Source organism: Halomonas binhaiensis (genome assembly GCF_008329985.2).
GTDB lineage: Bacteria > Pseudomonadota > Gammaproteobacteria > Pseudomonadales > Halomonadaceae > Halomonas > Halomonas binhaiensis.
On record NZ_CP038437.2, the window covers coordinates 2,766,194 to 2,790,048 of the forward strand.

Here is a 23,855-nt window from a genome sequence, read left to right on the forward strand (position 1 = left end):
GTAGCTCGTAGCTCGTAGCTCGTAGCTCGTAGCTCGTGCATCAGCCTACGACTGTGTCCCGCCGACAGTCAGCTCATCCAGTTTCAGCGTGGGCTGTCCAACTCCTACGGGCACGCCCTGGCCTTCCTTGCCACAGACACCAATTCCTGTATCCAGCGCCATGTCGTGGCCGATCATGGAAACCCGCCCCATGGCCTCTGGACCATTGCCAATCAACGTGGCCCCTTTCACCGGCGTCGTGATCTTGCCATCCTCGATCAAATACGCTTCACTGGCCGAGAACACGAACTTGCCGGAAGTGATATCCACTTGTCCGCCGCCAAAACTCACCGCATAGAGCCCCTTGGACACACTCTTGATGATGTCTTGCGGATCATCCTTGCCGGCACGCATATACGTATTGGTCATACGCGGCATCGGCATGTGGGCAAAGGATTCACGACGAGCGTTACCAGTCGGCTGCATACCCATCAGGCGCGCATTGAGCTTGTCCTGCATGTAGCCAGTGAGGATGCCGTCTTCGATCAACACGGTGCACTGGCTCGGCGTACCTTCATCATCCACTGACAGCGAACCGCGACGGTCGGTCAGGGTGCCATCATCGACCACCGTGACCCCTGGTGCCGCAACACGCTGACCAATACGACCGGCAAACGCAGAACTGCCCTTGCGGTTGAAATCGCCTTCCAGGCCATGCCCCACGGCTTCGTGCAACAGAATGCCTGGCCAGCCAGCCCCCAACACCACCGGCATCTGTCCAGCAGGCGCGTCGATGGCCTCCAGATTGACCAGTGCCTGGCGCACGGCTTCCTTGGCAAAGGTCTCGGCTGCACCTTCATCGCGCAGACGCGCCATGGGATATCGCCCGCCCCCACCTGCACTGCCACGCTCGCGCCGTCCATTGCGAACTGCAATCACACTGACATTGAAGCGCACCAGAGGACGAATATCGGCAGCCAGAGTGCCATCGCTGGCCGTCACCAGCACCACTTCATAGAGGCTGCTCAGGGAAGCGCTGACCTGCGTGACGGCAGGATCGGCTGCACGAGCGACCTTGTCGGCCAGCTTGAGCATGGCCACCTTGTCTTCAGCGGACAGGCCGGACAACGGGTCGATGCCCGCATAGCGAGGGGTATATCCCACCTGGATGCGCGGAGCCTGGTCTAGAAGGCTGCCACTGCGCACGATGCCTGCAGCGGTTTTTCCCGTCTCGGCCAGCGCCTCTGCATTGATCTGGTTGGAATAGGCAAAACCTGTCTTTTCCCCGGCCATGGCACGCACACCGACACCACCGTCGATGTTGTAGCTGGCTTCCTTCACTTCGCCATCTTCCAGAACCCAGCTCTCGTTCCAGGCGCGCTGAAAGTAAAGATCGGCGTAATCGATTCCCGGACCGAGAGCATGGCGAATGCCGCTATCGAGAGCGTCCAGATCGAGTCCACCTGGGGCAAGCAGTGTTTCTACTGCTTCGTCGAAGGTTGTTCGTTCAACTGTCATTGAGCACTTTCCAGAGAAATCTGTGGTGCAGTCCAGGGACCCTGCACCTGATAGTGAATGCGCGTCACCCGGTCGATGACGTCACCAAGAATCATGTCAGCCACATAAAGGGCGCCGCCCACCAGAGGCGCTCCGGCAACCACGGCAGCCAGGGGCAGATTGTTGCTTACCGGCACGGTGACCCCCAGAGACAGGTCCAACTGGCGCTGAGCCAGGTCAGCATTGCCCTCTAGGGTGAAGTCGGTGGCCGGCCCATTGATCTTGATGGGTCCCTGTGTTTCCAATACTCCACCATACAGGGTTGCTGCTCCCTTGACACTGTCGAAAGCCGTGCCTGAGCGTGTCACATCGGAAAAATCCAGGCGCAGGCGGCGCAGCAGGTTATCGACATTGAGCAGGCCAATGACCTTGGCCGAAGGAGCATTGATGTTGACGAATGAGCCATCCTGCATGTCTACACTCAAGTTACCCCGAGAATTCGCCAGGGCGAACTGCCAAGGCGCCCCAGGCCACGCCAACTGGCTATCTACCCGGAGTTTCTTGCTGCGTACCGCCTCGGCCTGACCCAGTGCCTTCAGGGCCGTTCCCGGATCACCGCCATCAATGGCCAGACGCGACCGTGTCAGGCTGTCGCTGCTGCCGGAAGCTTCCCAGATCATGGAGCCCCTGGCCGTCAGCTCACCGAGTTCGAGTGACAGTGGTTCCAGCGACAATCGCTCATTGCTGGCTCGCCACTCGCCAACGAAAGGACCAAAGGTCTTGCCCTGGCGCTCAATGTTGTCGACGACCAGCTTGCCTGGAGGCAAGTCCCCCAGACGACGAGCATATGGCTCAGGATCCACGCCCAGGTCCAGCTCACTATACACGGACCCCACTGAGCCACTGATCGGAGCCTTCTCTGACGCCGACGCCTCAGCCATCAGGTCATCCAGGTTCAGTCGCTGGAGATGAATATCCAGGGGCTGCAGGACACCTTGCTGGTAGTCAATGCGCCCGGCAAGCAGGCTGCCGTCCAATGTTACTTGCCAGTTTCGGCCATGAGGTTCTGCATCCAGTGACAACGAACCGAGGCAACGAGTACCGGTACTGAGACATTGCGTATCGGCGTGCAGTCGATTGACAGGCGGCATGCCACCACCTGCTGAAGCATCCACACCAGAGAGCACTGGCTTGAGGGCGTCACTCCAGGCACTGAGGTCAAGGCGTGGCAATGAGGCCAATACCGACCATCCCGGCGATGAAGGCCAGGCCTGCGGCACTGAGCGTCCTACCCATATCTGGCCCTGGCTACGCTGAGTGCCTTGGCCTTCCAGCTCACGCCAACGCATGCCAATCTGGTCACCCAGGGCACCAGACAACTGGGTGCCGGAATCTCTCAAGGCCACATCCAGGTGAAATGCCTTCGAGGCATTGGCGCTCTTGCCCAACGGCGCAGGCAGCGCAATACCCAGCCCCTCCAGAGCACTGTCGATCGTCAACTGGCGCTGTTCAATATCGAACTGTCCCTGCCAGGGAAAGATGCCGGATATCAGGCTGCCGGCAGGCAACCCTCCCCAGGCACTCAGCTCACTTGCATCACTGCGGCCAGAAAAGTCGATGACATCACCACCATCCATCTCGGCACGCACCTGACCACCCAACATGCGACCTTGCAGACGCCCCTGCATGCCGCCGTTTTCGCCTCGCTGCTGCCACTTCAATGGACCAGACACATCGTCAATGGAGAGGCCAGTCAGCAAGTGCTCTACCTTGGATGCCTGCGCCTGGGAATCCACTGTCAACTCCAGTGCATCGATGTCATCCATGGGAAGGCGCAATGCCAGTGTACCGTTCATGTTGCCTTCAGCACGCCAGCTCTCGGCCACTTCGGCCCCATCCACCGGCATGGCCGCCAGAAACGACAAGGTGTCATCAAGTGATGCCGACAAGGGGCCATCGACATGCAGTATCCCGTCAGTCAGTTTAACCTTGGCGTCCTTGACCTTGACCCCGTGGCTCTCGGCATGTGCCACATCAGCCTCAAGATTTTCGTCTTCCAGGGACAGGCGGCCGCTGACATGGGTCAATGCCGGCCAACCTTCGGCATAAGGCAGGCGTCCATCGACGACATCCAGGTTCAACTCCAGACTGGGGTCCAGCTTCGCCCCTGCCAACGAGCCCTGTTCACGCAATGGTACGTGGATACGCAGGCTGCCCTCGGGCACTCTCCCTGCCAGACCGCTGGTCAGCCAATCGGTGAGTTCACCACTCACCTTCTGGCGCAACAAGGTCAACGGCAACCAATCGGCCAGAGGATGCTTGACGGCATCAACATCGTGCAGCTGGAGAGTAAGACCGAACCCTCCCCGCTGATCTTCGGCCAAGGCAAGGCCAAAATTGCCGTCCACTTTGGCATCACGCCAACCGACCTGGAGATCTCGCCCACTGACGAAGGTACGCGGCCCGTCATAGGACCACCCGACTTGCCCCTTGGCATAGTCCAGCGCCAGTGGCTCAGGAAAGATCTCAGGAAAAGACATCTGTGCCGAGCCACTATCCACGAAGTCAACATGCCCTCGGGTTCCCTCGGACTCTACCCATATATCCAGAGGGCCTCCTCCAGGAGCACTTTCCCACGGATCGACTTCTACCTGGGTAGCCGCTACCCGGGCCTTCCACTCCCCATCAAGTCGTCCGAAGCCCAGCCCCGTCACCTGCCCTCTAGGCTTGAGGGCATCCACAGCTCTCTCCAGCCCTTCCGGCAGCCTTACTCGCTCGCGCCATTGGGCTAGCGCAGCCAGCTCGAACCCCGAGGCATTGGCCCACCAGCCATCAGAACGGCTCATGATATGCCAATGACGTGGTACGGGCTTGCCTTCTGGAGCTTCCTGGCCATCACTTCCCGTCCACTCCACATGTTCGGAGTGACCTTCTACCCATGCCTCCCAATCCTCTGCTCCACGACGCAGCCACTGTGCACGCAACTGGGCATTGGTAAAGACAATCCCCTCAGGAGGCAACACGACTTCTTCTGTTGCTTCTGATGCATCCTGCTCGGTAACGGTATCAGTGCCCGCCACACCGGGATCCTCTTCCTCCTGAACCTGGAGACGTGCCTGCTGATTCAATACCAGGCTGGGCGCGTTGACATTCAAGCGCGCATCGGCCAGACGGCCCTGCTCCCAACGCCCCCAGATCTCAGCCTGACCACTCGCTTCATCCAGGCGCACCACATGGTCGATACCCAGTAGCTGCGACAACACCGCCAAGCTATCGAGCTGCATGCGACCCTGCAGGGCTGCGGAAAAACTCTTGTCACCTTCCTGACCAGGCGCCAGGCTCATCGCCACCTGAATCGCTTCTCCATCCAGACCTTCAATGAAGACTTCCCCCTCCACATGGGTATTGGTATCGTCACCGGCGATCAGCAGGCGGGGGGCCTTTATCACGGTAGTGCCATCATCGCGGTGCAAAACGAGTTTCAGGTCGTCAACCCATGCCCGCTGTTGCAGCAACACACCGACCCAGAAGTCGATGCGATCCAGGCTAAAGGTACTTTGGGGCATCAACTCAGGAGGAATTCGGGCAGGATCAGGCCAGCGCCAACGCTGTTCATCATCCTGATAGAGGTGCAGCGTCACCCCACTGAGATGCAGGTTCTCCGCCACTGGCACCCCTTGGGCCAGGCTGGCCGAAGTATCCAGGCGCACTTCTCCGTGACGGACTTCGATCAGGGGCTGCTCTTCCACCCCCGTGCCGACACTGAGTTTCAGGTCATCCATCGCCAGGCGAGGATCAACCCCTTCGAGGGAGCCATCCAGATAACCAATGCTGGCATCGGCCCTGAAGCGCAGATCGACAAGATCGACCAAGCGTTGCTGGAGGTGGTCGACCTGTCCCAAGGAAAGACGCACCACGACCAGCAGCAGTGCGACCAGGGCCAACCCCACTGCGATAAGCGTCAACAGCCAGCGCGTCAACAAGCGAAACGGCGCCATCGCATCACATCAGCACGATATCGTACTGCTCCTGGGAATACTGCGTTTCAACCTGAAAGCGGATGGTCTTGCCGATAAACTCCTCCAAATCCGCCACTGCCGCCGACTCTTCGTCGAGCAATCGGTCGACCACGGACTGAGACGCCAGAACGGCATAGGTCTCAGCATTGTAGGCTCGCTCTTCTCGCAGAATCTCACGAAAGATCTCATAGCACACGGACTCGGCAGTCTTCAAAGTACCGCGCCCCTGGCAGGACGGACAGGGTTCGCACAGAGTCTGTTCCAGGCTTTCCCTGGTGCGCTTGCGCGTCAGTTGCACCAGCCCAAGCTCGGTCACCCCGGTGCACTTGGTCTTGGCGTGATCCCGCTCAAGGGACTTTTCCAGCATACGCAGGACTTGGCGCTGATGTTCAGGGTCCACCATATCGATGAAATCGATGATGATGATGCCACCGAGGTTGCGCAGGCGAAGCTGACGGGCAATAGCCGTGGCAGCTTCGAGGTTGGTCTTGAAGATGGTCTCTTCAAGATTCCGGTGGCCGACATAGCCTCCCGTATTCACGTCGATGGTCGTCATTGCCTCAGTGGGATCTATGACCAGATAACCACCGGACTTGAGCTGAACCTTGCGTGCCAAGGCTTTCTGGATTTCATCCTCGACACTGAACAGATCGAAGATTGGGCGCTCCCCGGCATAGTGCTCGATACGGTTCACGGCGTTGGGCATGAATTCTTCGGCGAACTCTACCAACTTGACATAATTTTCCCGTGAGTCGATGCGCACTTTCTCGATATCGTCACGCATCACGTCACGTAGGGTGCGCATGAACAGCGGCAGATCGTCGTAAATGACACTGGGAGCCGGCGCCGTGATCTTGCGCTCACTGACCTTGCGCCACAGGCGCAGCAGAAAATTCATGTCCGCTGTCATTTCATCGAGGCTGACCCCTTCAGCAGCGGTACGCACGATGAAGCCGCCACTGACCTCTAACGCCTGTTCGGTAGCTGCCGTATCGACCAGCTCTCGCAAGCGCTCGCGCTCGGTTTCGTCTTCAATACGCTGGGATACGCCGTTATGCGGCGAATCCGGCATATATACCAGATAACGAGAAGGTACCGAGAGATGCGTGGTCAGACGGGCTCCTTTGGAGCCGATAGGGTCCTTGGTCACCTGAACGACCAGGGATTGTCCTTCATGAAGCAGATGGGCAATGGATGGCTGTTCCTCGGAAGATGCTCCCGGCGCAGCGATGTCATGGGCATGGATAAAGGCGGCCCGTTCCAGACCAATATCGATAAAGGCTGCCTGCATCCCTGGCAACACACGGACCACACGCCCCTGATAAATATTACCGACGATACCACGCCGTCGTGCTCGTTCGATGAAAGCTTCCTGGAGAACTCCGTTCTCCACTACAGCAACACGAGTTTCCATTGGCGTCAGGTTGATGAGCACTTCACCACTCATGCAGCTGTCCTTGTCCAGAAAAGTCTCACAGCATTATGACATAGAACAAGGCCACTCCGAGCCCTGTGCTAAAGTCAAATCCCTGCTGATTTTTACGACAGGTCAACGGGCCAGACATCACTTTGATGTCACGGCACTTCCATGCCATAGCACCACACCCTGGCGGCCCAGCAGTTCTGCGGTCTCGAACAGTGGCAACCCTACCACGGCAGAATGACTACCCTCGATGCGCGAGATGAACACCGAGGCCAGGCCCTGGATAGCATAGCTGCCTGCCTTGTCCTGCGGCTCACCAGTATGCCAATAGGCGTGGATCTCGTCATCGCTGATACGTCGCATCTCGACCTCACTGACCACAACAGTCTCGATGACGTCTCGCTCGCCCCTTTCTGCGGCCCCCACCACGGCCACCGCCGTCAGCACCTGGTGGCGACGCCCCGAAAGCATACGCAGCATAGCAAAGGCATCCTGCTCACTCTCGGGCTTGCCAAGAATGACACCATCACACACCACAGCCGTATCGGAACCGAGCACAGCCAGCTCACTGAGCATCGAGCCTGCCAGGGCCTTGGCGCGCGCCAGACGTGCCACATAGGTCTCTGCGGCTTCTCCAGGCAAGGGGGTCTCATCGATATCCACCGGCCTCACCTCGACCTTTACTCCAATGGATGCGAGCAGCTCACGGCGGCGTGGCGATGCCGACGCCAGACACAGAATGGCGACATCATTGGACATGTGGCATTCATTCATTGGCTGACCGGCGTCCCAGCGCCTTGAACAGGGTCGCCAACCATGGCCATAAGGCAGCACTGATCAAGGACGGTAGCAGAAAGGAAAGATGCATGGAGAATGGCCCGAACAAGGTTCTCAGCCATTGATTGACAAGCTGCACCAAGCCTAGCAGGACAAAAATCAACACTGCCTGCTGAATCAAGGAGTAGGTGCGGAAGCGTGGATAAACCAGAGCACTAAGGAAGGCCAGCAACGATAGCGACAAAGCATTCTGCCCCAATGGCGCACCCTCGATCAGGTCGAGCAACAGTCCCAGAATGAAGCCATGGAACACACCGACACGCTCTGGCTGCTTCATGCACCAGTAGAGCAGCATCAAGCCGAGCCAGTCAGGGCGCCAGACCTGCCAACCATCAGCCATGGGCATGACCCGAAGACACAAGGCCAACAGCAGAGTCAGCCATACCCATAACAAACTCAGACGCGCGACAGCCGCCATCACTCCTCCTCTTTCTTTTTCTCGACAGGCGGAGGTGACAACCACTCACCCAATCGAATGGCAGCCTTTACAGCCAGAGGATCCAGATCAGGGTGCCAGCGCCCCTCACTCACATCCAGTGCAGGATGTGGCGGAAACAGCAAAAGGAAATGCCGCGAACGTTGTAGCTGGGCAACCGGCTTGGCGCTCACCTTGGCAAAGGGCCCTCCGGAGCCATGAACCACCTCAGTGATACGCGCGACCGGATATCCTCCCGGGAAACGGCCGCCTATGCCAGAAGTGACCAGCAGGTCACCCTCACGAATATCGGCACTATCCGGCACATGCAGTACCTGGAGGTCGTTGTAATTGCCCGTACCCTGAATGATGAAGCGCAGACCATTGCGATTCACCTGAATAGGCAACGCATGGCTGGCGTCCGTCAGCAGCAGCACACGGCTCGAGTAGGCGGAAGTTTCACTGACCTGGCCCGCGATACCGGACGCATCCATCACCGGTTGTCCCATGTAGACACCATCCCGGCGGCCACGATCAATGACGATCTGATGGGTGAACGGGTCTGGGTCAAGCGACAGCAGCTTGGCAGTCAGATAGGGAACATCGTGCTCCTGGGCAGCTCCCAGGAGCTCACGCAAGCGAACATTTTCAGCAGTAAGGCTTGCCATCAGCTGAACACGCTGGGACAAGGTCAGCAACTGTTCACGGAGACGGCTGTTCTCTTCGAGCAGAGCACGCTGATCAGACAGCGCCAGGGAGCCCCAGTTGAGTACATCACTGGGCAAGCTCACCACCCACTGAATCGGTGCCACCAGGGTCGACAACTGGGCACGCAACGACTCCATCCGGGTGAAGTGAGTGTCAACGAACATCAGCGCCCCAGCCATCACCGCACAGATCAGCATGCGATAACCAGGCACTGAGCCGTGCGAGAACAGCGGTTTGATAATCCAACTCCCCTTACGAAAACCTCAAAGGTCGACCGTTGCCAGGACGCCCTTCTCTCCTGCCGTAGCCTTCGCCACGGCAAAGGCTATGCGACAACCAGACGGGATCAGTCGCTGGAGAGCAGCTCAAAGGTGCGCTGATCAATCATTTCCAGCGCCTTGCCACCACCACGGGCAACACAGGTCAATGGATCATCAGCCACAACCACAGGCAAACCGGTTTCTTCCGCAATCAGCTTATCCAGATCACGCAGCAAGGCACCACCGCCGGTAAGCACCAGGCCACGCTCGGCAATATCCGAAGCCAGCTCAGGCGGAGACTGCTCCAGAGCACTCTTGACGGCAGACACGATGGAACTCAGGGGTTCCTGCAGAGCATCGAGAATTTCGTGGGAATTGAGCGTAAAGCTACGCGGAATGCCTTCAGCCAGGTTACGGCCACGCACATCGATCTCGCGCAGCTCACCACCTGGGTAGGCACAACCAATTTCTTCCTTGATACGTTCGGCCGTGGCTTCACCGATCAGGCTGCCATAGTGGCGACGAACGTAGGAACTGATCGCTTCGTCGAAACGGTCGCCACCAACACGAATGGACTCGGAATAGACCACCCCGTTGAGGGAAATGATGGCGATCTCACTGGTTCCGCCACCAATATCGACGACCATGGATCCCTGAGCTTCTTCGACCGGAAGCCCTGCACCAATGGCGGCAGCCATCGGCTCTTCGATCAGGAACACTTCGCGGGCACCCGCGCCCTCGGCCGATTCCTTGATGGCGCGACGCTCGACCTGCGTCGACATGCAAGGCACACACACCAGCACTCGCGGGCTAGGCGTCAGGAATGTGCTCTGGTGAACCTTGCGAATGAAGTACTGAAGCATCTGCTCAGTCACAGTGAAGTCGGCAATCACGCCGTCCTTCATCGGGCGTATGGCGGTAATGTTTCCGGGGGTGCGACCCAGCATACGCTTGGCATCGGAACCCACCGCAGCCACACTGCGCATATTACCCGACTGCCGAATGGCCACGACAGACGGCTCGTCCAGCACGATGCCGCGATGGCGCACATAAATGAGCGTATTGGCCGTTCCCAAATCGATCGACAGATCGCTGGAGAACACACCTCTTAAACGTTTGAACATGGAGACGATACCTAGTGCAGACCGGAAACCTGTGCGGATGCAAACGGTATCACTGCCCCCCCTTTGCGGCAAGCGCCAGGAACGCTATACATTGCTTTATGACTCTGCCAGACACGTCTCGAATGTGGTACCTTTTGCGGTCATTTCAGCGAACCTCCTGTGAGGAACACGACCATGGCGCTTGAACACGCCGAAGTCCTCCGCGCCGCACATCTGGCCCGGATCGACCTTTCCGAGAGCGATGCAGCACACTATCTCGATGATATCCGTAGAATCCTCGAAATGGTTGACCAACTGCAATCTCTGGATACCGAGGGTGTAGCCCCCCTTGCCCACCCACTTGAGGCAACTCAGCGTCTACGCGCCGATGAGGTCACCGAGACCAGCCTGCGTGATGAATATCAACGCTGCGCCCCTCAAGTCGAGAACGGCCTCTATCTGGTGCCCCGTGTTGTCGAGTGAAGTCATCAGGCAGTCGGCAAGGAAAGCACACTGTTGCAAAAAAGCAGCCGCCCTCATGGAGGCTGCTTTTAAAAGCGCTGCCAAGTATCTGACCAGGCATCTCGACATGAACAATGCGGAACGATAGCCGACCATAGGCAGACCAGGAGCAAGCCAAAAGGTTGATCCCGATCATCCAACGCTTGCACCAGATCACTTCGGAGCCACACCCCAGGAAGCCAGGCCTCCCAAATGACTGATAAATTGCACCACATGACAGTGACCGAGACCGCCAAGGCTCTTGATGCCGGCACGGTCTCCAGCCGCGAGCTGACACAAGAGCTGCTCGGGCGTATCGACCGTCTTGACGGTCAACTCAACAGCTTCATCACCGTTACCGCCGACCACGCTCTGGCAGCAGCCGATCATGCCGATCAATGCCGAGCCAAGGGTGAAGCCGGCCCCCTTACCGGCGCCCCCATCGCGCTCAAGGACATTTTCTGCACCAAAGGAGTGAAGACCACCTGCGGCTCGAAGATGCTCGACAGCTTCGTAGCGCCTTACGATGCCACGGTGGTCGAGAAGCTTCAGGCTGCTGGCGCCGTGAGCCTCGGCAAGACCAACATGGACGAATTCGCCATGGGGTCTTCCAACGAGACCAGCTTCTACGGCGCAGTGAAAAACCCCTGGGATCTCAACGCGGTTCCTGGCGGTTCCTCCGGTGGCAGTGCCGCAGCCGTAGCAGCCGGCCTGGTACCTGCCGCCATGGGCACTGACACCGGTGGCTCCATCCGCCAGCCCGCTGCCTACTGCGGCATTACCGGACTCAAGCCAACCTATGGTCGCGTCTCGCGCTACGGCATGATCGCCTATGCCTCCAGTCTGGACCAGGGCGGCCCCATGGCTCGCAGCGCAGAAGACTGCGCGCTGCTGATGAATGCCATCGCCGGCCATGACTCCCGTGATTCCACCAGCATCGCTCGGGGTGTACCGAATTACAGCGAAGAACTTTCCGCACCGCTGGCTGGCCTCAAAATTGGCTTGCCCAAGGAATACTTCGGAGAAGGTCTGGCCGCCGATGTCGGCAATGCCATTCAGGATGCCATCAAGGTATTCGAAGGTCTTGGCGCCACTGTGCGTGAGGTCAGCCTGCCGCATACCTCCTACGCCATTCCTGCGTACTATGTCATTGCCCCCGCAGAGGCATCCTCCAACCTGTCACGCTATGACGGTGTACGTTTCGGCCATCGCTGCGAGAACCCCACTGACCTGATCGACCTGTACAAGCGCACACGCGCTGAAGGCTTCGGAGAAGAGGTCAAGCGTCGTATCCTGATTGGCACTCATACCCTGTCGGAAGGCTTCTTCGATGCCTACTACAAGAAAGCCCAGCAGGTTCGGCGTCTCATTCATCAGGACTTTCTCGATGCCTTTGAAGAAGTCGATGTTCTGATGGGGCCCGCCACTCCGACACCGGCCTTTGACCTGGGCGCCAAGAAGGACCCGGTGTCCATGTATCTGCAAGATATCTACACCATCGCCATCAACCTGGCGGGCATTCCTGGCATCAGCGTCCCAGCTGGCTTCTCCAACGGTCGCCCCGTAGGCTTGCAGATTCTCGGTACCCATTTCGCCGAGGCTCGCCTGCTCAATGTTGCTCATCAATTCCAGCAATCTACCGACTGGCACCTGCGCCGCCCCGAGTTCGCCGAGGAGAACGCCTGATGCAATGGGAAACCGTGATCGGGCTGGAAGTGCATGTCCAGCTTGCCACTCAATCCAAGATCTTTTCGGGCTCTTCCACAGCATTTGGTGCAGAGCCCAATACCCAAGCCAACGCCGTTGACCTGGGCTTGCCTGGTGTCCTTCCTGTTCTCAATGAACAGGCCGTTGCCATGGCACTGAAATTCGGTCTCGGGATCAACGCTGACATTCCTGAGGTGTCGATCTTCGACCGCAAGAACTACTTCTACCCGGATCTGCCCAAGGGCTACCAGACCAGCCAGATGTATCACCCTATCGTCGGCCGCGGCGAAGTGGAGATCCTCCTGGATGACGGCAGCTCCAAAGTCATTCGTGTGCATCATGCCCACCTCGAGGAAGATGCGGGCAAGTCTTTGCACGAGGATTTCCATGGCATGACCGGCATTGACCTCAATCGCGCTGGCACGCCATTGCTGGAGATCGTTTCCGAACCAGACATGCGCTCGGCCAAGGAAGCCGCCGCTTACCTCAAGGCCATCCACTCCATCGTCACCTATCTGGGTATTTCCGATGGCAACATGGCCGAAGGCTCCATGCGCTGCGATGTCAACGTGTCGGTACGCCCCAAGGGTCAGGAAGCTTTCGGCACTCGTGCCGAAATCAAGAACGTCAACTCCTTCCGTTTCGTCGAACGCGCCATCGCCTATGAGGTGGAGCGCCAGATCGAATTGATTGAGGACGGCGGTGAAGTAATCCAGGAAACTCGCCTGTACGACCCTGACGCAGACGAAACCCGCGGCATGCGCACCAAGGAAGAAGCCAACGATTATCGCTACTTCCCCTGCCCTGACCTGCTGCCAGTGGTGGTAGACAATGCCTATGTGGATCATCTCCGCGAGACACTTCCGGAGTTACCCGCCGAAAAGCGCGCACGCTTCCTGAATGAATTAGGACTTTCCGCCTATGATGCCGGCGTACTGTCCTCTAGTCGCGAGACCGCCGAATACTTCGAGCGGGTCAAGGATGTATGCGGCGATGCCAAGCAGGCAGCCAACTGGGTACAGGGCGAGCTTTCCGGAGCGCTCAATCGAGACAATCTGGATATCGCCGACAGCCCAGTGACGGCAGAAGCGCTCGGAGGATTGGTCGCAAGAGTGATTGACTCTACCATCAGCGGCAAGGCCGCCAAACAGGTCTTTCAAGCCCTGTGGAATGGAGAAGCCGAAAGTGCCGACGCCATTATCGAGGCCAAGGGCTTGAAACAGGTTACTGATACCGGAGCCATTGAAACCATGGTCGATCAGGTAATCGCCGATAGTCCTGCTCAGTTGGCCCAGTATCGTGATGCTGAACCGGACAAGCGCGGCAAGATGATCGGTTACTTTGTTGGCCAGGTCATGAAAGCCTCACGTGGCACAGCCAACCCACAGCAGGTCAATGCCCTGCTGAAAGCAAAACTCGATGCCTTGTGCTGATGTGATTATGCCAAATGAAACGATTGATTTACTTCACCAGCACAGATAGGTTGTCGCTGCTGGTGCGTGACAGTCAGTCAACGTTACTCGAGACATGATCATGACAGGGCCGGCTCAGCCGGCCCTGTCATATATCACTAACGGTTAAGGAAGTTTCGATGTCAGACGATGTCGGTGCCCGATTGCGGGCTCTGCGAACCCTACGTGGTATTTCCCAGCGTGAGCTGGCCAAGCGCTGCGGCGTCACTCACTCCAGCCTGTCGTTGATCGAGCAAGGCAAGGTCAGCCCTTCGGTCAGTTCTCTGAAGAAGATCCTTGATGCCATCCCCATGAGTGTCGGCGATTTCTTCACCATGGACCTGGAGAGCAGAAACCAGGTCTTCTACAGCGCTGAAGAACTCGTCGACGTAGGTAGCGGCGATGTCGTCTTCAAGCTGATCGGCGCCAACCGAGAGTCCCGTGCCCTGTCCTTCATGGTTGAGACATACCCTCCAGGGAGTGACACAGGACGCGAGATGATTGCCCACCAGGGAGAAGAAGCAGGCGTCATTCTCGAAGGAGAAATCGAAATTACCATTGGCGCCGAAACCCGCATCCTTACCGCAGGCGAAGCCTACTATTTCGACACCAATGTGCCCCACCGCTTCCGCAACCCAGGCAACATGCCCTGTCGCCTAGTGAGCTGCGCCACTCCCGCACGAACGTTCTGAGTTACTCTTCTTCCAGCACAGGCAGGCGCAGCTCCAGTCCATTGTGAGACTTGACCAGCTGTGGCGCGTCACCGCTTAGATAGACCCCATGTTCCGACATGCTGCGGCAGGCCATGAACATCATGGCGCTTCCCAGCTGCGAACTATCTGCAAGGTCAATGCACGCATAACGCTGGGCCGGCATCATCACCAGGCGGAAAGGCAAAGGCAGGGCCAGGCGATGCGCATGCTCTTCATCAACATGCACGCCGATGTCAACTCGAGGCGCCTCGCTAGCCATCGGGTGGTCATGCAGGATGGCAATAGGGGCCGCGTTATTCAGACGTGCAGGCAAATCGTATGCCCCTTCCACATTCGCCTTCCAGCCATCCAGGTTATCGATGAGTTCCGGCGGCTGGTACAGACGAGTCACGGCAGCACGACGCAATGGAAGATCCAGCAAACGGACAGAAAAGTGCGGCAGACTATGGCGTTGACGATACAGCTCCAAACGCTGGTTCTGGCGATATTCACGAGGTGCGACCCGATAGCGACGCTGGAAGGCACGCGTAAACGCAGAATGATTGCGATATCCGCAGCACCGAGCAATGTCGTGCACCCCATATGGTGTGTGAATCAACATTCGGGCGGCTTTTTCCAGGCGCAGCATATCCCGATATGCACTGGGAGATATTCCGAATGACTGACGGAAACGCCGCCGCACCTGTGACGAGGAATATCCCATTCGCGTTGCTAGATCCTCAATGCTGAGCTGGCTATTCAGCGTCTCTTGCAACCAGATTTCTGCGCGCATCATTTCATTGAACATGCTCATGCCTCCCTGGGCTTGTAGCCCTGCGTGGCCAGTGCCACATTAGCCTCAATTCCCTTGATTACGGATACAAAAAATCACATAAACAAAAACATCCGCTACACTTGCTTAAAGCCCTCGAATCCGTGAGCGCCGCCCCCCAACGGGAAGCCATGCATTTCAATAAGCCAAGTGCCAGTGACGAAAAAACATGCTTGATAAGCAATTAGCTAAATCCACTAAAGGAGCCTTGGGCCGGTGGTACAATAACGAGACATCAACTCGCCATTGACAGGCTTTGTCCCACTTAGCTTTGTCCCACTTAGCTTTGCTTCCTTCCTGGGCTTCTTCTGCCCACTGTGGATTTTTTATCCAGCATGGTTTCACCGTCTCTCGTTACTATTCTTCGCCTTTGCGGCACAGAAAATCTGTCAGACTTTTCTGGGCTAGTACGTGGAAATGTCTTTTCAAAACCTGAGAAAAGCCCGATCCTGGGGTCAATCCTTTTTTCCTGATATTGCCCAGGTACCTCCCTGCTCCATGCTTCCCGCCATGTGATGACACGAAGCTCCTCCAAATCCTCTCTATCCAAGCGACAGGCTCGGCGGGTTTGCTTGACACGAGACATCAGGCAGGTACAATGCAGCCGCGTGAAAGGCTACATAGCTCAGTTGGTTAGAGCACATCACTCATAATGATGGGGTCCCCTGTTCGAGTCAGGGTGTAGCCACCAGACACAAAAAAAGCCCGCTGATCCGTGATCAGCGGGCTTTTTGCCTTCCATCAGGTATACCACTCAGCCGGAAATGCCACTCGCTTGCGCATGACTCCAGTGGCAAACCACCATGCTCCGCCCCAGGAAAGCCTGGAACAACTCGATCAAGACAGCTCGGCTCGGTTGAAGAAGGACGTCAAGGCACGAATCAAGTACTCGATATCCTTGGTGCCAGCCGTCTCCCGAATGGAGTGCATTGCCCACTGTGGAACCCCCACATCAAGGGTCGGCACGCCAACTTCCGTGGCCGTTATTGGCCCGATGGTACTTCCGCAAGCCATGTCTGCGCGGGTGATGAAGGTCTGTACCGGCACACCTGATTCCTCACATATATCGCGGAACATGGCAGCAGTGGCACTGTTGGTCGCATAACGCTGATTGGCGTTGACCTTGATCACAGGCCCAGCATTGATCTCCGGCCCATGCTCAGCATCATGCTTGTCCTTGAAGTTCGGATGCAGAGCATGCGCATTGTCACAGGAAATCATGCGTGACGATTGAATCAGACGGATATAGCCCTCATCCCCTGCTTCACCTACCTGGGAGTTGATTCGCTTCAGCACATCAGCCAGGAAAGGCCCCTGTGCACCGCAGGCACTGGCACTACCAACTTCTTCATGATCATTGGCCACCAATACCACGCCTTGACTGCCGTCGGCCTCAAGCATGGCTTCCAGGCCAATGAAACAAGACAGCAGGTTATCGAGGCGAGCACTGGCGACCAACTCCTGGCCTGCTCCCACCACAGAAGGAGGCTGCAGATCATGAAACCCAAGCTCGAAATCCAGCACCGAGACATCGGTCAAGCCATGTTGGGCTTCCAGCCATTCCAGCAACAAGCGATGAAAATCACCGACATCACCATGCTGCAGAAAGACCGGTGCCATCTGGGTCTGAGCATTCATCGCCCGCCCTTCATTGGCCTCACGATCCAGGTGAATCGCCAGACTGGGAATGATCGCAACGGGAGCAGCGACATTGATCAGCACCCCCTCCAGACGGCCATCGGCGTGGCGGACATGGACACGACCAGCTATCCCAAGGTCTCGATCAAACCAGGGCGCCAGCAATGCGCCGCCATAGACCTGCACACCCAGCTGTAGCCATCCGGCAGATGTCTTCGCAGCATTGGTCTTGAGCCGCAGGCAAGGACTGTCGGTATGGGCTCCCACCATGCGCAGAGTCTCAAGCGGCGCCGTGGGCAGGTTTACCGCAATAATCGAAGAGTCATTACGCGTGACATAAAAACGATCGCCAGGTGTGAGTGACCATGCTTGCGTTTCTTCCAGGCGCCGGTAGCCTGCGTCTTCCAGGCGCCTGGCCATGGTCCTGGCAGCGTGCCAGGGGGTCGGAGAACAGCGTAGAAAATCCAGCAGACGCTCGAGCCTGGGCGAGTGAATAACATCCTTTAACAGGCACTCTTGTGACATGTGCGTCCTCTATGTGCATGATAGTGGGGTCATAGGAACAAACCAAGCTGCTACAATAGCTCGCTCAGCCCTGAAACCAAGGCCTGGCTTCCATGACTTGGTTTCAACGATTGGGTGGTAAACCCTGGGTTGTAAAACTGTTGTGAAACCATGGAACCGCACAGGGTCGGTGTCAGACCGACGAGTGTACACGAATCCTGGAGTGCTTCATTGATGAGCCTGTTTGAGTCTGCGGGTCGCGCCTTGGCGCTGTCGCTGCTAGTCGCGGCCCCCACGGCGTTGGCCCTCCCTTCACCAGGGGAAGATCAGCGTCAGGCGGCCATGGAAGTGGCCGAATCGTTACGCTACGGGCACTATGCCGATGTGAGACTCGACGACCAGTGGTCCACTCGCGCCTTCCAGCGTTATCTCGACATCCTGGACAGTCAGCGGGCCTACCTGCTGCAAAGTGATGTTGATGATTTCAGCGATCTGCGCACCACCATGGATGATTCCATCAAGGATGGCTCTCTGGGCCGAACCTACGAGCTCTATGGCCGCTATCAGGATCGTGCCGAAGAACGCCTTGACTGGCTGCTGAGCCAGCTCGACAAGCTCGACATGAGCTTCGACGGCGATGAACGCCTGGTACTGGAACGCAAGGATGAGCCCTGGGCCAAGAACGAGTCTGAGCTTGATGCGCTATGGCAGAAACGTCTGGCCAATGCGGCGCTGACGCTGTCCATCAGCGGTCAGGACGATGATGAAGTCGTCGATACGCTGCGCGAGCGCTACCAGACACAAAAACATCGTCTTGAACAGACCAATGCGGATGACATCCTCACCCTGGTGATGGCTGGGGCAACCAGCACAGTGGATCCTCATACCGAGTATCTGTCACCTCGCCAAGGCGAGTCCTTCGATATCCAGATGCGCCTGTCCCTGGAAGGTATCGGTGCACTGCTCCAGTCCGATGGCGAATACGTCAAGGTCGCCAGCCTGGTACCCGGCGGCCCAGCAGACAAAGGTGGTTCCCTCAAGCCTGCTGACCGCATCATCGGGGTTGGCCAGGAAGGCGAAAACATCACCAACGTGGTCGGCATGCGCCTGGATGACGTTGTCGAGCTGATCCGCGGCCCCAAGGGCTCCAAGGTACGCCTGGAGATCGTCCCGGGCGAGTCTGCCGATACCACCCGCTCCACGGTCATTACCATCACTCGGGATACCGTCAAGCTCGAAGACCAGGCTGCCAGCAGCGAGGTCATCGAGGTCAAGCGTGAGGATGGTTCCCATAAAGTCGGCGTGATCAAGGTTCCGGCCTTCTACGTGGACTTTGATGCATGGCGGGCTGGCGAGGAGAACTACCGCAGCACAACTCGCGATGTCGCCGCAGAAATTGCCAAGCTCAAGGCAGAAAAGGTCGAAGGCATCGTCCTAGATCTGCGCAACAATGGCGGCGGCGCCCTGCAAGAGGCCAACTCGATGATCGGCCTGTTCATCGATCGCGGACCTACCGTCCAGGTACGCGATGCCCGTGGCCGCATCAGCCTGTATGGCGATACCGAAAGCGGCACCGACTACGATGGTCCGCTGGTCGTTCTGGTCAATCGTCTTTCCGCTTCAGCCTCGGAGATCTTCGCCGGCGCCATTCAGGATTACGGCCGCGGTCTGATTGTCGGCTCCAATACCTTTGGCAAGGGCACCGTACAAACACTCAACGACCTCAGCTATGGCCAGATCAAGCTGACTAGAGCGAAGTTCTACCGCATCTCCGGCGAAAGCACCCAGAATCGCGGCGTCAAGCCAGACATCGCCTACCCCAGCCTGCTTGACCCGAACTTGATCGGCGAAAGCGCCCTGGACGATGCCCTGCCCTGGGACACCGTGCGAGAAGTGCAATACCGCACTTATGGCACGCCGCGCCAATACCTCAAGAAGCTGCAGTCTCGCCATCAGCAGCGCGCTGATGAATCGCCCAATTTCCATTATCTGGAACAGCGTGCAGATCTTGCCAGCAAGCTGCGCGAACAGCTTACCAGCGTCAGCCTGAACCGCGAAAAGCGCCAGCAGGAAGCCAACCAGCAGGATGATGAAATGCTGTCCCTGGAAAATGAGCGCCGTGAAGCACTGGACCTGGAGCCACTCAAGGAATGGAGCGAAGCCCGCGAAAGCGAGGAAGAAGCGACTACTACTGACGAGAGCAAGGAAGACCAACCTGTTGATCGTGCAGAAGTCGAGGAGTCTGCCGAAATCCTGCTCGATTTTGTCGACCTTGGCCCTAGCTGGCAATTCGCCACCAAGCTCGATTGAATCAGCAACCTACCTTCAGCAAGCACAAAAAACCGGAGCAAAGTCTCCGGTTTTTTTTGTGCTCTTGGTCAGTAGACATCAAGACGGCTTCACGACTCCCTTCAGGAAACCAAGCGAAATACCAGTAGGATTTTTCCTAAAACCTCCGCCGAAAACCAAAAAAACCACCCTCGGTCTCAACCTAGCGCTTTGATATTGTCACTGTAGACCGTCAAATCAAGGGAGATAATCGATGGAGCACGGCACCCCTGCACAAATACCTTCCAGCATGTCGGCCATGCTGCTGACAGGACATGGTGATATCGACAAGCTGGCCTATCGCAACGACGTACCCACCCCCACACCGGGAGCGGGCGAAGTGCTGGTATGCATTACCGCCACAGCCAAGAACAATACCGACCGCAAGGCCCGTGAGGGGCTCTATCCCACCAAGGACAAGAGCGAGATGACCTCCTTTGCCATGGGGGGCGAACCAACGCTGACCTTCCCTCGCATCCAGGGCGCAGATATCGCCGGCCGAATCGTGGGGGTTGGAGACGGTGTCAGTAATTCACGCATAGGTGAACGCGGCCTGCTCGATTTCAATCTATACCCCGACGCTCGTCGTGATATCAACCTGACGCCAGACTACTATGGCCACGGCGCCGACGGCGGCTACGCCGAATACGTCGCCGTACCTGCAGACCAGTTTCATCATGTGGCCAACCCAGAGCTTGCCGACGCCGAACTCGCCGCCATGGGTATGTGCTCCTACCAGACCGCCTATCACATGATGACCTCGGCCAGAGTTTCTGCAGGTGAACGCGTCCTGGTCAGCGGTGCCAGCGGTGGCGTGGGTACCGCACTGATCCAGTTGTGTCGCATCGTCGGAGCGATTCCTTATGCCGTCAGCCAGCGCGAGAAAGCAGAAGCCCTGCTCGAACTGGGGGCCGAGGCTGTCATCGACCGTGGCGACCTGAATACCTTTGTCGAGCGAGTGCTCGACGCTACCGATGGTGCTCCTATCGATGCGGTGATGGATCTGGTAGGCGGAGAGATGACCGATCGCTTCATCGACACCATGATCCATGACATGAAGGCTCGCACCACCTACCCAAGGCTGTCCATCGCCGGGGCCAGCGGCGGTAACATCAGCGAGATCATGTGGACCCGCATTTATCTCTACCAGGTGCAGATCTTCGGTGTTTCCCACGGTACTCGCGAAGAAGCCGAGCAACTGATTGCCTGGATTCGCTCCGGCCAGCTCAAACCGGTGCTACACGCCACCTTCAAACTTTCTGAGCTGCATGATGCTGAGCGTTACTTCGTCAACCGCAGCAGCAACTTCCTCGGCAAGATCGTGATCGTGCCTGACTCCCAGTGGAGCGAACATGGCGCCCGCTTTTCCCTCTCCTTCTCCGACCAGGAGGCTCGCTAATGGAGCAGCGCCTGACCATCAAGCTGATGGATACTCATGCCGGAGGTGACGTCAGCCGCATCGTGTTGAACGGCATCACGCCACTGCCTGGTGCCAGCGTTCGCGACCAGATGCACTACCTCCGTGACGACGCCGATGGTCTACGCAACCTGCTGCTTTTCGAGCCCTACGGCATTCCTGAAATGTCAGTGGACCTGATCGTGCCAGCAACTGACCCTGATGCAGTGGCTGGCTATATCATCATGGAAGTGATGGGCTACCCCATCTACTCCGGCTCCAACACCATCTGCACTGCCACCGCAGTCCTGGAAGCCGGCATTGTTCCCAAGCAAGAAGGCACTCAACATTTCGTGCTTGAGTCCCCCGCAGGCCGGGTCAATATCGAAGCCCAGGTGGAAAATGGCGTGGTAGAAGCCATTACCTGTGAGGGCTTGCCCAGCTATATCGATACCCACCTCGCCACTATTCACGTACCAGGCCTTGGCAATGTGACTTATTCAGTGGCATACAGCGGCGGCTTCTATGCATTGGTGGACGCCACCGAACTGGGCTTTCAGCTCACCCTTGACGAAGAGCGAGCCCTGGCCGAGTGTGCCCACAAGATCGTCGAAGCCATCCAGGCCGAACGCGGCTTCTCCCACTATACCTTGGGCGACGTGGGCCCCCTGCCATTCCTGCACTTCATGGGGCCAGTCGAGCAAATTGCCGATGATTTCTATCGCTCGCGCTCGACCACCTATGTACATCCTGGGGTAATCTGCCGAAGCACCACTGGAACCGGGACATCAGCCCGCCTGGCTCTGATGCATCACGAGGGAAAGTTGAAGCCTGGAGATCGACTGGAAACCGTCTCCCTGCGTGAGACCGGCTTTATTGGCAAGCTCACGGGAGTTCGCCAGAAGGGCTCGCACCAAGTGGCGGAAAACACCATCACCGGCAAGGGCTACGTACTCGCCAACTCAGAGATCGTCATCAACTGCGACGATCCCATGGTGGAGTGCAGCGGCCTGCGCCATATCTTGCAGGATGACCAACCACCCCGTTAGGCGAAGCGCCTGCCTAGCGGCCTCGCTCCTGGGGCCGCCCGCTACTGTCGGTTTGAAATGCTTTCAGTCCGGTCATTGATCTGTTCAGCCGACTCTCACTTCGCACCAAGACACCGGGCCTGTGGCATATGCCACAGGCCCGGTGTCTTTCGCCCTTTCGCTAGCCTTTCCTTGCACGGCCTTGCCACACTTCAGGCAGCTTCCACTTCATTGCCCTGCTCTCGGGAAAAATCAAAGTCCTTGAACTCCACCAGCATCGAGATACCCGCCCCCAGCACCAAGGCCCAGAACGAAGCACCAATGCCAAGGATCTGTAAACCAGATACAGCAATCAGGAAAGAGAACAGAGCCCCCACCTGATGCTTGCCGCAGAACGTCATTTCCATGGCAGAGCTGATCACGCGCAGCAGCGCAAGCCCTGCCACGATCGCAATGAAGTACTTCGGCATGGCTTCTATCAGGCTCACCACAAAACCATAGAACGGCGCCGCAATAATGAAGATGGCACCTGCAATGACCGCAGCCACCCAACGCTTGTCATGCTTGCCAGCTTCAGGGCCGGAACAGATACCTGTCATCGGCGCAGCAATACAAGTGCTATGTAAATTGAAGAACGCAGAGATCATGGTCGCAAAACCACCCACTGCGGTAATGGCGTTAGCCGGTACCTCACGAAAGCCCATGCCCTTGACCAGCCCCACGCCAGCGGGGGTTTCCATGCCCACCAGAATCAGCGTCAGCGGAAGGCCATAGGCGAGGAACGCCTCAAACGTAAAGGTCGGCACAATGAACTCAGGGAAAGTTACCGAGAATTCGACATCGGAAAAATCCACACCCGACATGGCCATATAAGCGATGCCCACCACCATGGTGACAACCAATGGTGGCACCCGACGCAGGTAACGAGCAGAGAAAAAATATGCCAGGATCATGACAACAGCAGGTACCATGGCCGTCTGCAGTGGCATCACCATATTGGTGCCGAACTTGAGCAATATCCCGCCAACCATGGCCATGACAATCGGCATTGGGATGAGACGCATGATAATCCCCATCCAACCTGCCAGGCCGACAACCATCGACAACGCACCGGCAATCAGCGTCGCGCCCAAGGCGGCTTCTAGACCCACGACAGGAATAATGGCGGCAAACAACAGTGCACCGGGAATAGAATTGGCCATCGGCAATGGCAGGCGATAATAGGCCGGCATCAATAAACCGAAAAGGCCATTGATCATCAAGTAGGCGATGACCCAGATCATGATGAAATGCGGGTCAAGTCCTGCCGCAGTGCCAGCACTAATGTGAATCACACCTGCACTCAGGCCGAAAATCCCGGCCACGAAGCCAGCGCTGACGTTATCGACATTCATGTCGCGAAAAAAGGCTGCGGGCGCACTACGCAGCCCAATACCCTGTTCGATATGTTTCACGGCGATCTCCGGGGAAGTGTTGTAATTGGAGTTATCGCGTGAATTCTGGCCATCGCTCCAGGCCCGAACCAATATCGAATGAG

Annotated in this window: 17 protein-coding genes and 1 tRNA gene; 8 read left to right on the top strand and 10 right to left on the bottom strand. The window is 57.5% G+C overall.

Annotated elements, in window-relative coordinates; translation table 11 throughout:
• Window positions 1-45 precede the first annotated feature (45 nt).
• The 7 genes from tldD to E4T21_RS12225 form a co-directional block, all read right to left on the bottom strand.
• Entirely contained in the window at window positions 46-1,497 is a 1,452-nt protein-coding gene (gene tldD, locus E4T21_RS12195; RefSeq protein ID WP_149285241.1) for a metalloprotease TldD, read from the bottom strand.
• Entirely contained in the window at window positions 1,494-5,474 is a 3,981-nt protein-coding gene (locus E4T21_RS12200; protein WP_149285242.1) for a YhdP family phospholipid transporter, read from the bottom strand. The genes tldD and E4T21_RS12200 overlap by 4 nt, the downstream gene beginning before the upstream one ends.
• A 4-nt stretch (window positions 5,475-5,478) precedes the next feature.
• The gene (gene rng, locus E4T21_RS12205; protein WP_149285244.1) at window positions 5,479-6,942 is read right to left on the bottom strand and encodes a ribonuclease G; all 1,464 of its coding nucleotides are present in this window, start codon (window positions 6,940-6,942) and stop codon (window positions 5,479-5,481) included.
• 117 nt (window positions 6,943-7,059) lie between these two features.
• A complete protein-coding gene (locus E4T21_RS12210) occupies window positions 7,060-7,677 on the bottom strand; it encodes a Maf family protein (RefSeq protein WP_240349122.1) in 618 nt (205 codons plus the stop codon).
• Window positions 7,678-7,684: 7 nt separating this feature from the next.
• Window positions 7,685-8,173 (bottom strand): rod shape-determining protein MreD, encoded by a 489-nt coding sequence (gene mreD, locus E4T21_RS12215; RefSeq protein WP_149285248.1) that lies wholly within the window; start codon window positions 8,171-8,173, stop codon window positions 7,685-7,687.
• Window positions 8,173-9,075, bottom strand: coding sequence for a rod shape-determining protein MreC (gene mreC / locus E4T21_RS12220; RefSeq protein ID WP_149285250.1), 903 nt, complete (start codon window positions 9,073-9,075; stop codon window positions 8,173-8,175). Before mreC ends, mreD begins: the two co-directional genes overlap by 1 nt.
• A gap of 149 nt (window positions 9,076-9,224) precedes the next feature.
• Entirely contained in the window at window positions 9,225-10,262 is a 1,038-nt protein-coding gene (locus E4T21_RS12225; RefSeq protein ID WP_149285252.1) for a rod shape-determining protein, read from the bottom strand.
• A 174-nt stretch (window positions 10,263-10,436) separates the two neighbouring features.
• Here E4T21_RS12225 and gatC point away from each other — a divergent pair, with 174 nt between their 5' ends.
• The 4 genes from gatC (at window position 10,437) to E4T21_RS12245 (ending at window position 14,592) form a co-directional block, all read left to right on the top strand.
• Complete coding sequence (gene gatC, locus E4T21_RS12230; protein ID WP_149285253.1) at window positions 10,437-10,724, top strand: Asp-tRNA(Asn)/Glu-tRNA(Gln) amidotransferase subunit GatC; 288 nt, start codon at window positions 10,437-10,439, stop codon at window positions 10,722-10,724.
• Between the two features lie 243 nt (window positions 10,725-10,967).
• Complete coding sequence (gene gatA, locus E4T21_RS12235; protein ID WP_149287185.1) at window positions 10,968-12,428, top strand: Asp-tRNA(Asn)/Glu-tRNA(Gln) amidotransferase subunit GatA; 1,461 nt, start codon at window positions 10,968-10,970, stop codon at window positions 12,426-12,428.
• Window positions 12,428-13,882: an Asp-tRNA(Asn)/Glu-tRNA(Gln) amidotransferase subunit GatB gene (gene gatB / locus E4T21_RS12240; protein ID WP_149285254.1), complete on the top strand. Its 1,455-nt coding sequence runs from the start codon at window positions 12,428-12,430 to the stop codon at window positions 13,880-13,882. Before gatA ends, gatB begins: the two co-directional genes overlap by 1 nt.
• 158 nt (window positions 13,883-14,040) lie before the next feature.
• Window positions 14,041-14,592 carry a cupin domain-containing protein gene (locus tag E4T21_RS12245; RefSeq protein ID WP_149285256.1) on the top strand — a complete coding sequence of 184 codons (552 nt, stop codon included), beginning with the start codon at window positions 14,041-14,043 and terminating at the stop codon, window positions 14,590-14,592.
• 1 nt (window position 14,593) lies between these two features.
• Here E4T21_RS12245 and E4T21_RS12250 read toward each other — a convergent pair whose 3' ends face one another.
• Window positions 14,594-15,400, bottom strand: a complete 807-nt coding sequence (locus tag E4T21_RS12250) for a helix-turn-helix transcriptional regulator (protein ID WP_187774989.1) — start codon at window positions 15,398-15,400, stop codon at window positions 14,594-14,596.
• 638 nt (window positions 15,401-16,038) lie between these two features.
• Here E4T21_RS12250 and E4T21_RS12255 point away from each other — a divergent pair.
• Window positions 16,039-16,115, top strand: a tRNA-Met gene (locus E4T21_RS12255).
• Between the two features lie 146 nt (window positions 16,116-16,261).
• Here the strand turns inward: E4T21_RS12255 and E4T21_RS12260 are convergent.
• Complete coding sequence (locus tag E4T21_RS12260; RefSeq protein ID WP_149285260.1) at window positions 16,262-17,587, bottom strand: M18 family aminopeptidase; 1,326 nt, start codon at window positions 17,585-17,587, stop codon at window positions 16,262-16,264.
• Window positions 17,588-17,800: 213 nt separating this feature from the next.
• Between E4T21_RS12260 and E4T21_RS12265 the strand changes: the two genes are divergently transcribed.
• The 3 genes from E4T21_RS12265 to E4T21_RS12275 all read left to right on the top strand — a co-directional run bounded on the left by E4T21_RS12265 (window position 17,801) and on the right by E4T21_RS12275 (window position 22,339).
• The gene (locus E4T21_RS12265; protein WP_149285261.1) at window positions 17,801-19,876 is read left to right on the top strand and encodes a carboxy terminal-processing peptidase; all 2,076 of its coding nucleotides are present in this window, start codon (window positions 17,801-17,803) and stop codon (window positions 19,874-19,876) included.
• 232 nt (window positions 19,877-20,108) lie between these two features.
• Window positions 20,109-21,293: a zinc-binding dehydrogenase gene (locus E4T21_RS12270; protein ID WP_149285263.1), complete on the top strand. Its 1,185-nt coding sequence runs from the start codon at window positions 20,109-20,111 to the stop codon at window positions 21,291-21,293.
• Complete coding sequence (locus E4T21_RS12275; RefSeq protein WP_149285265.1) at window positions 21,293-22,339, top strand: proline racemase family protein; 1,047 nt, start codon at window positions 21,293-21,295, stop codon at window positions 22,337-22,339. The genes E4T21_RS12270 and E4T21_RS12275 overlap by 1 nt, the downstream gene beginning before the upstream one ends.
• 191 nt (window positions 22,340-22,530) lie before the next feature.
• Here E4T21_RS12275 and E4T21_RS12280 read toward each other — a convergent pair whose 3' ends face one another.
• Entirely contained in the window at window positions 22,531-23,772 is a 1,242-nt protein-coding gene (locus tag E4T21_RS12280; protein ID WP_240349123.1) for a benzoate/H(+) symporter BenE family transporter, read from the bottom strand.
• Between the last annotated feature and the right edge of the window lie 83 nt (window positions 23,773-23,855).

What these genes read in the sequence shown, in the direction of transcription:
- tldD (WP_149285241.1), bottom strand. Translation starts at nt 1,497, where the DNA reads ATGACAGTTGAACGAACAACCTTCGACGAAGCAGTAGAAACACTGCTT.
- E4T21_RS12200 (WP_149285242.1), bottom strand. Translation starts at nt 5,474, where the DNA reads ATGGCGCCGTTTCGCTTGTTGACGCGCTGGCTGTTGACGCTTATCGCA.
- rng (WP_149285244.1), bottom strand. Translation starts at nt 6,942, where the DNA reads ATGAGTGGTGAAGTGCTCATCAACCTGACGCCAATGGAAACTCGTGTT.
- E4T21_RS12210 (WP_240349122.1), bottom strand. Translation starts at nt 7,677, where the DNA reads ATGTCCAATGATGTCGCCATTCTGTGTCTGGCGTCGGCATCGCCACGC.
- mreD (WP_149285248.1), bottom strand. Translation starts at nt 8,173, where the DNA reads ATGGCGGCTGTCGCGCGTCTGAGTTTGTTATGGGTATGGCTGACTCTG.
- mreC (WP_149285250.1), bottom strand. Translation starts at nt 9,075, where the DNA reads ATGCTGATCTGTGCGGTGATGGCTGGGGCGCTGATGTTCGTTGACACT.
- E4T21_RS12225 (WP_149285252.1), bottom strand. Translation starts at nt 10,262, where the DNA reads ATGTTCAAACGTTTAAGAGGTGTGTTCTCCAGCGATCTGTCGATCGAT.
- gatC (WP_149285253.1), top strand. Translation starts at nt 10,437, where the DNA reads ATGGCGCTTGAACACGCCGAAGTCCTCCGCGCCGCACATCTGGCCCGG.
- gatB (WP_149285254.1), top strand. Translation starts at nt 12,428, where the DNA reads ATGCAATGGGAAACCGTGATCGGGCTGGAAGTGCATGTCCAGCTTGCC.
- E4T21_RS12245 (WP_149285256.1), top strand. Translation starts at nt 14,041, where the DNA reads ATGTCAGACGATGTCGGTGCCCGATTGCGGGCTCTGCGAACCCTACGT.
- E4T21_RS12250 (WP_187774989.1), bottom strand. Translation starts at nt 15,400, where the DNA reads ATGTTCAATGAAATGATGCGCGCAGAAATCTGGTTGCAAGAGACGCTG.
- E4T21_RS12260 (WP_149285260.1), bottom strand. Translation starts at nt 17,587, where the DNA reads ATGTCACAAGAGTGCCTGTTAAAGGATGTTATTCACTCGCCCAGGCTC.
- E4T21_RS12265 (WP_149285261.1), top strand. Translation starts at nt 17,801, where the DNA reads ATGAGCCTGTTTGAGTCTGCGGGTCGCGCCTTGGCGCTGTCGCTGCTA.
- E4T21_RS12270 (WP_149285263.1), top strand. Translation starts at nt 20,109, where the DNA reads ATGGAGCACGGCACCCCTGCACAAATACCTTCCAGCATGTCGGCCATG.
- E4T21_RS12275 (WP_149285265.1), top strand. Translation starts at nt 21,293, where the DNA reads ATGGAGCAGCGCCTGACCATCAAGCTGATGGATACTCATGCCGGAGGT.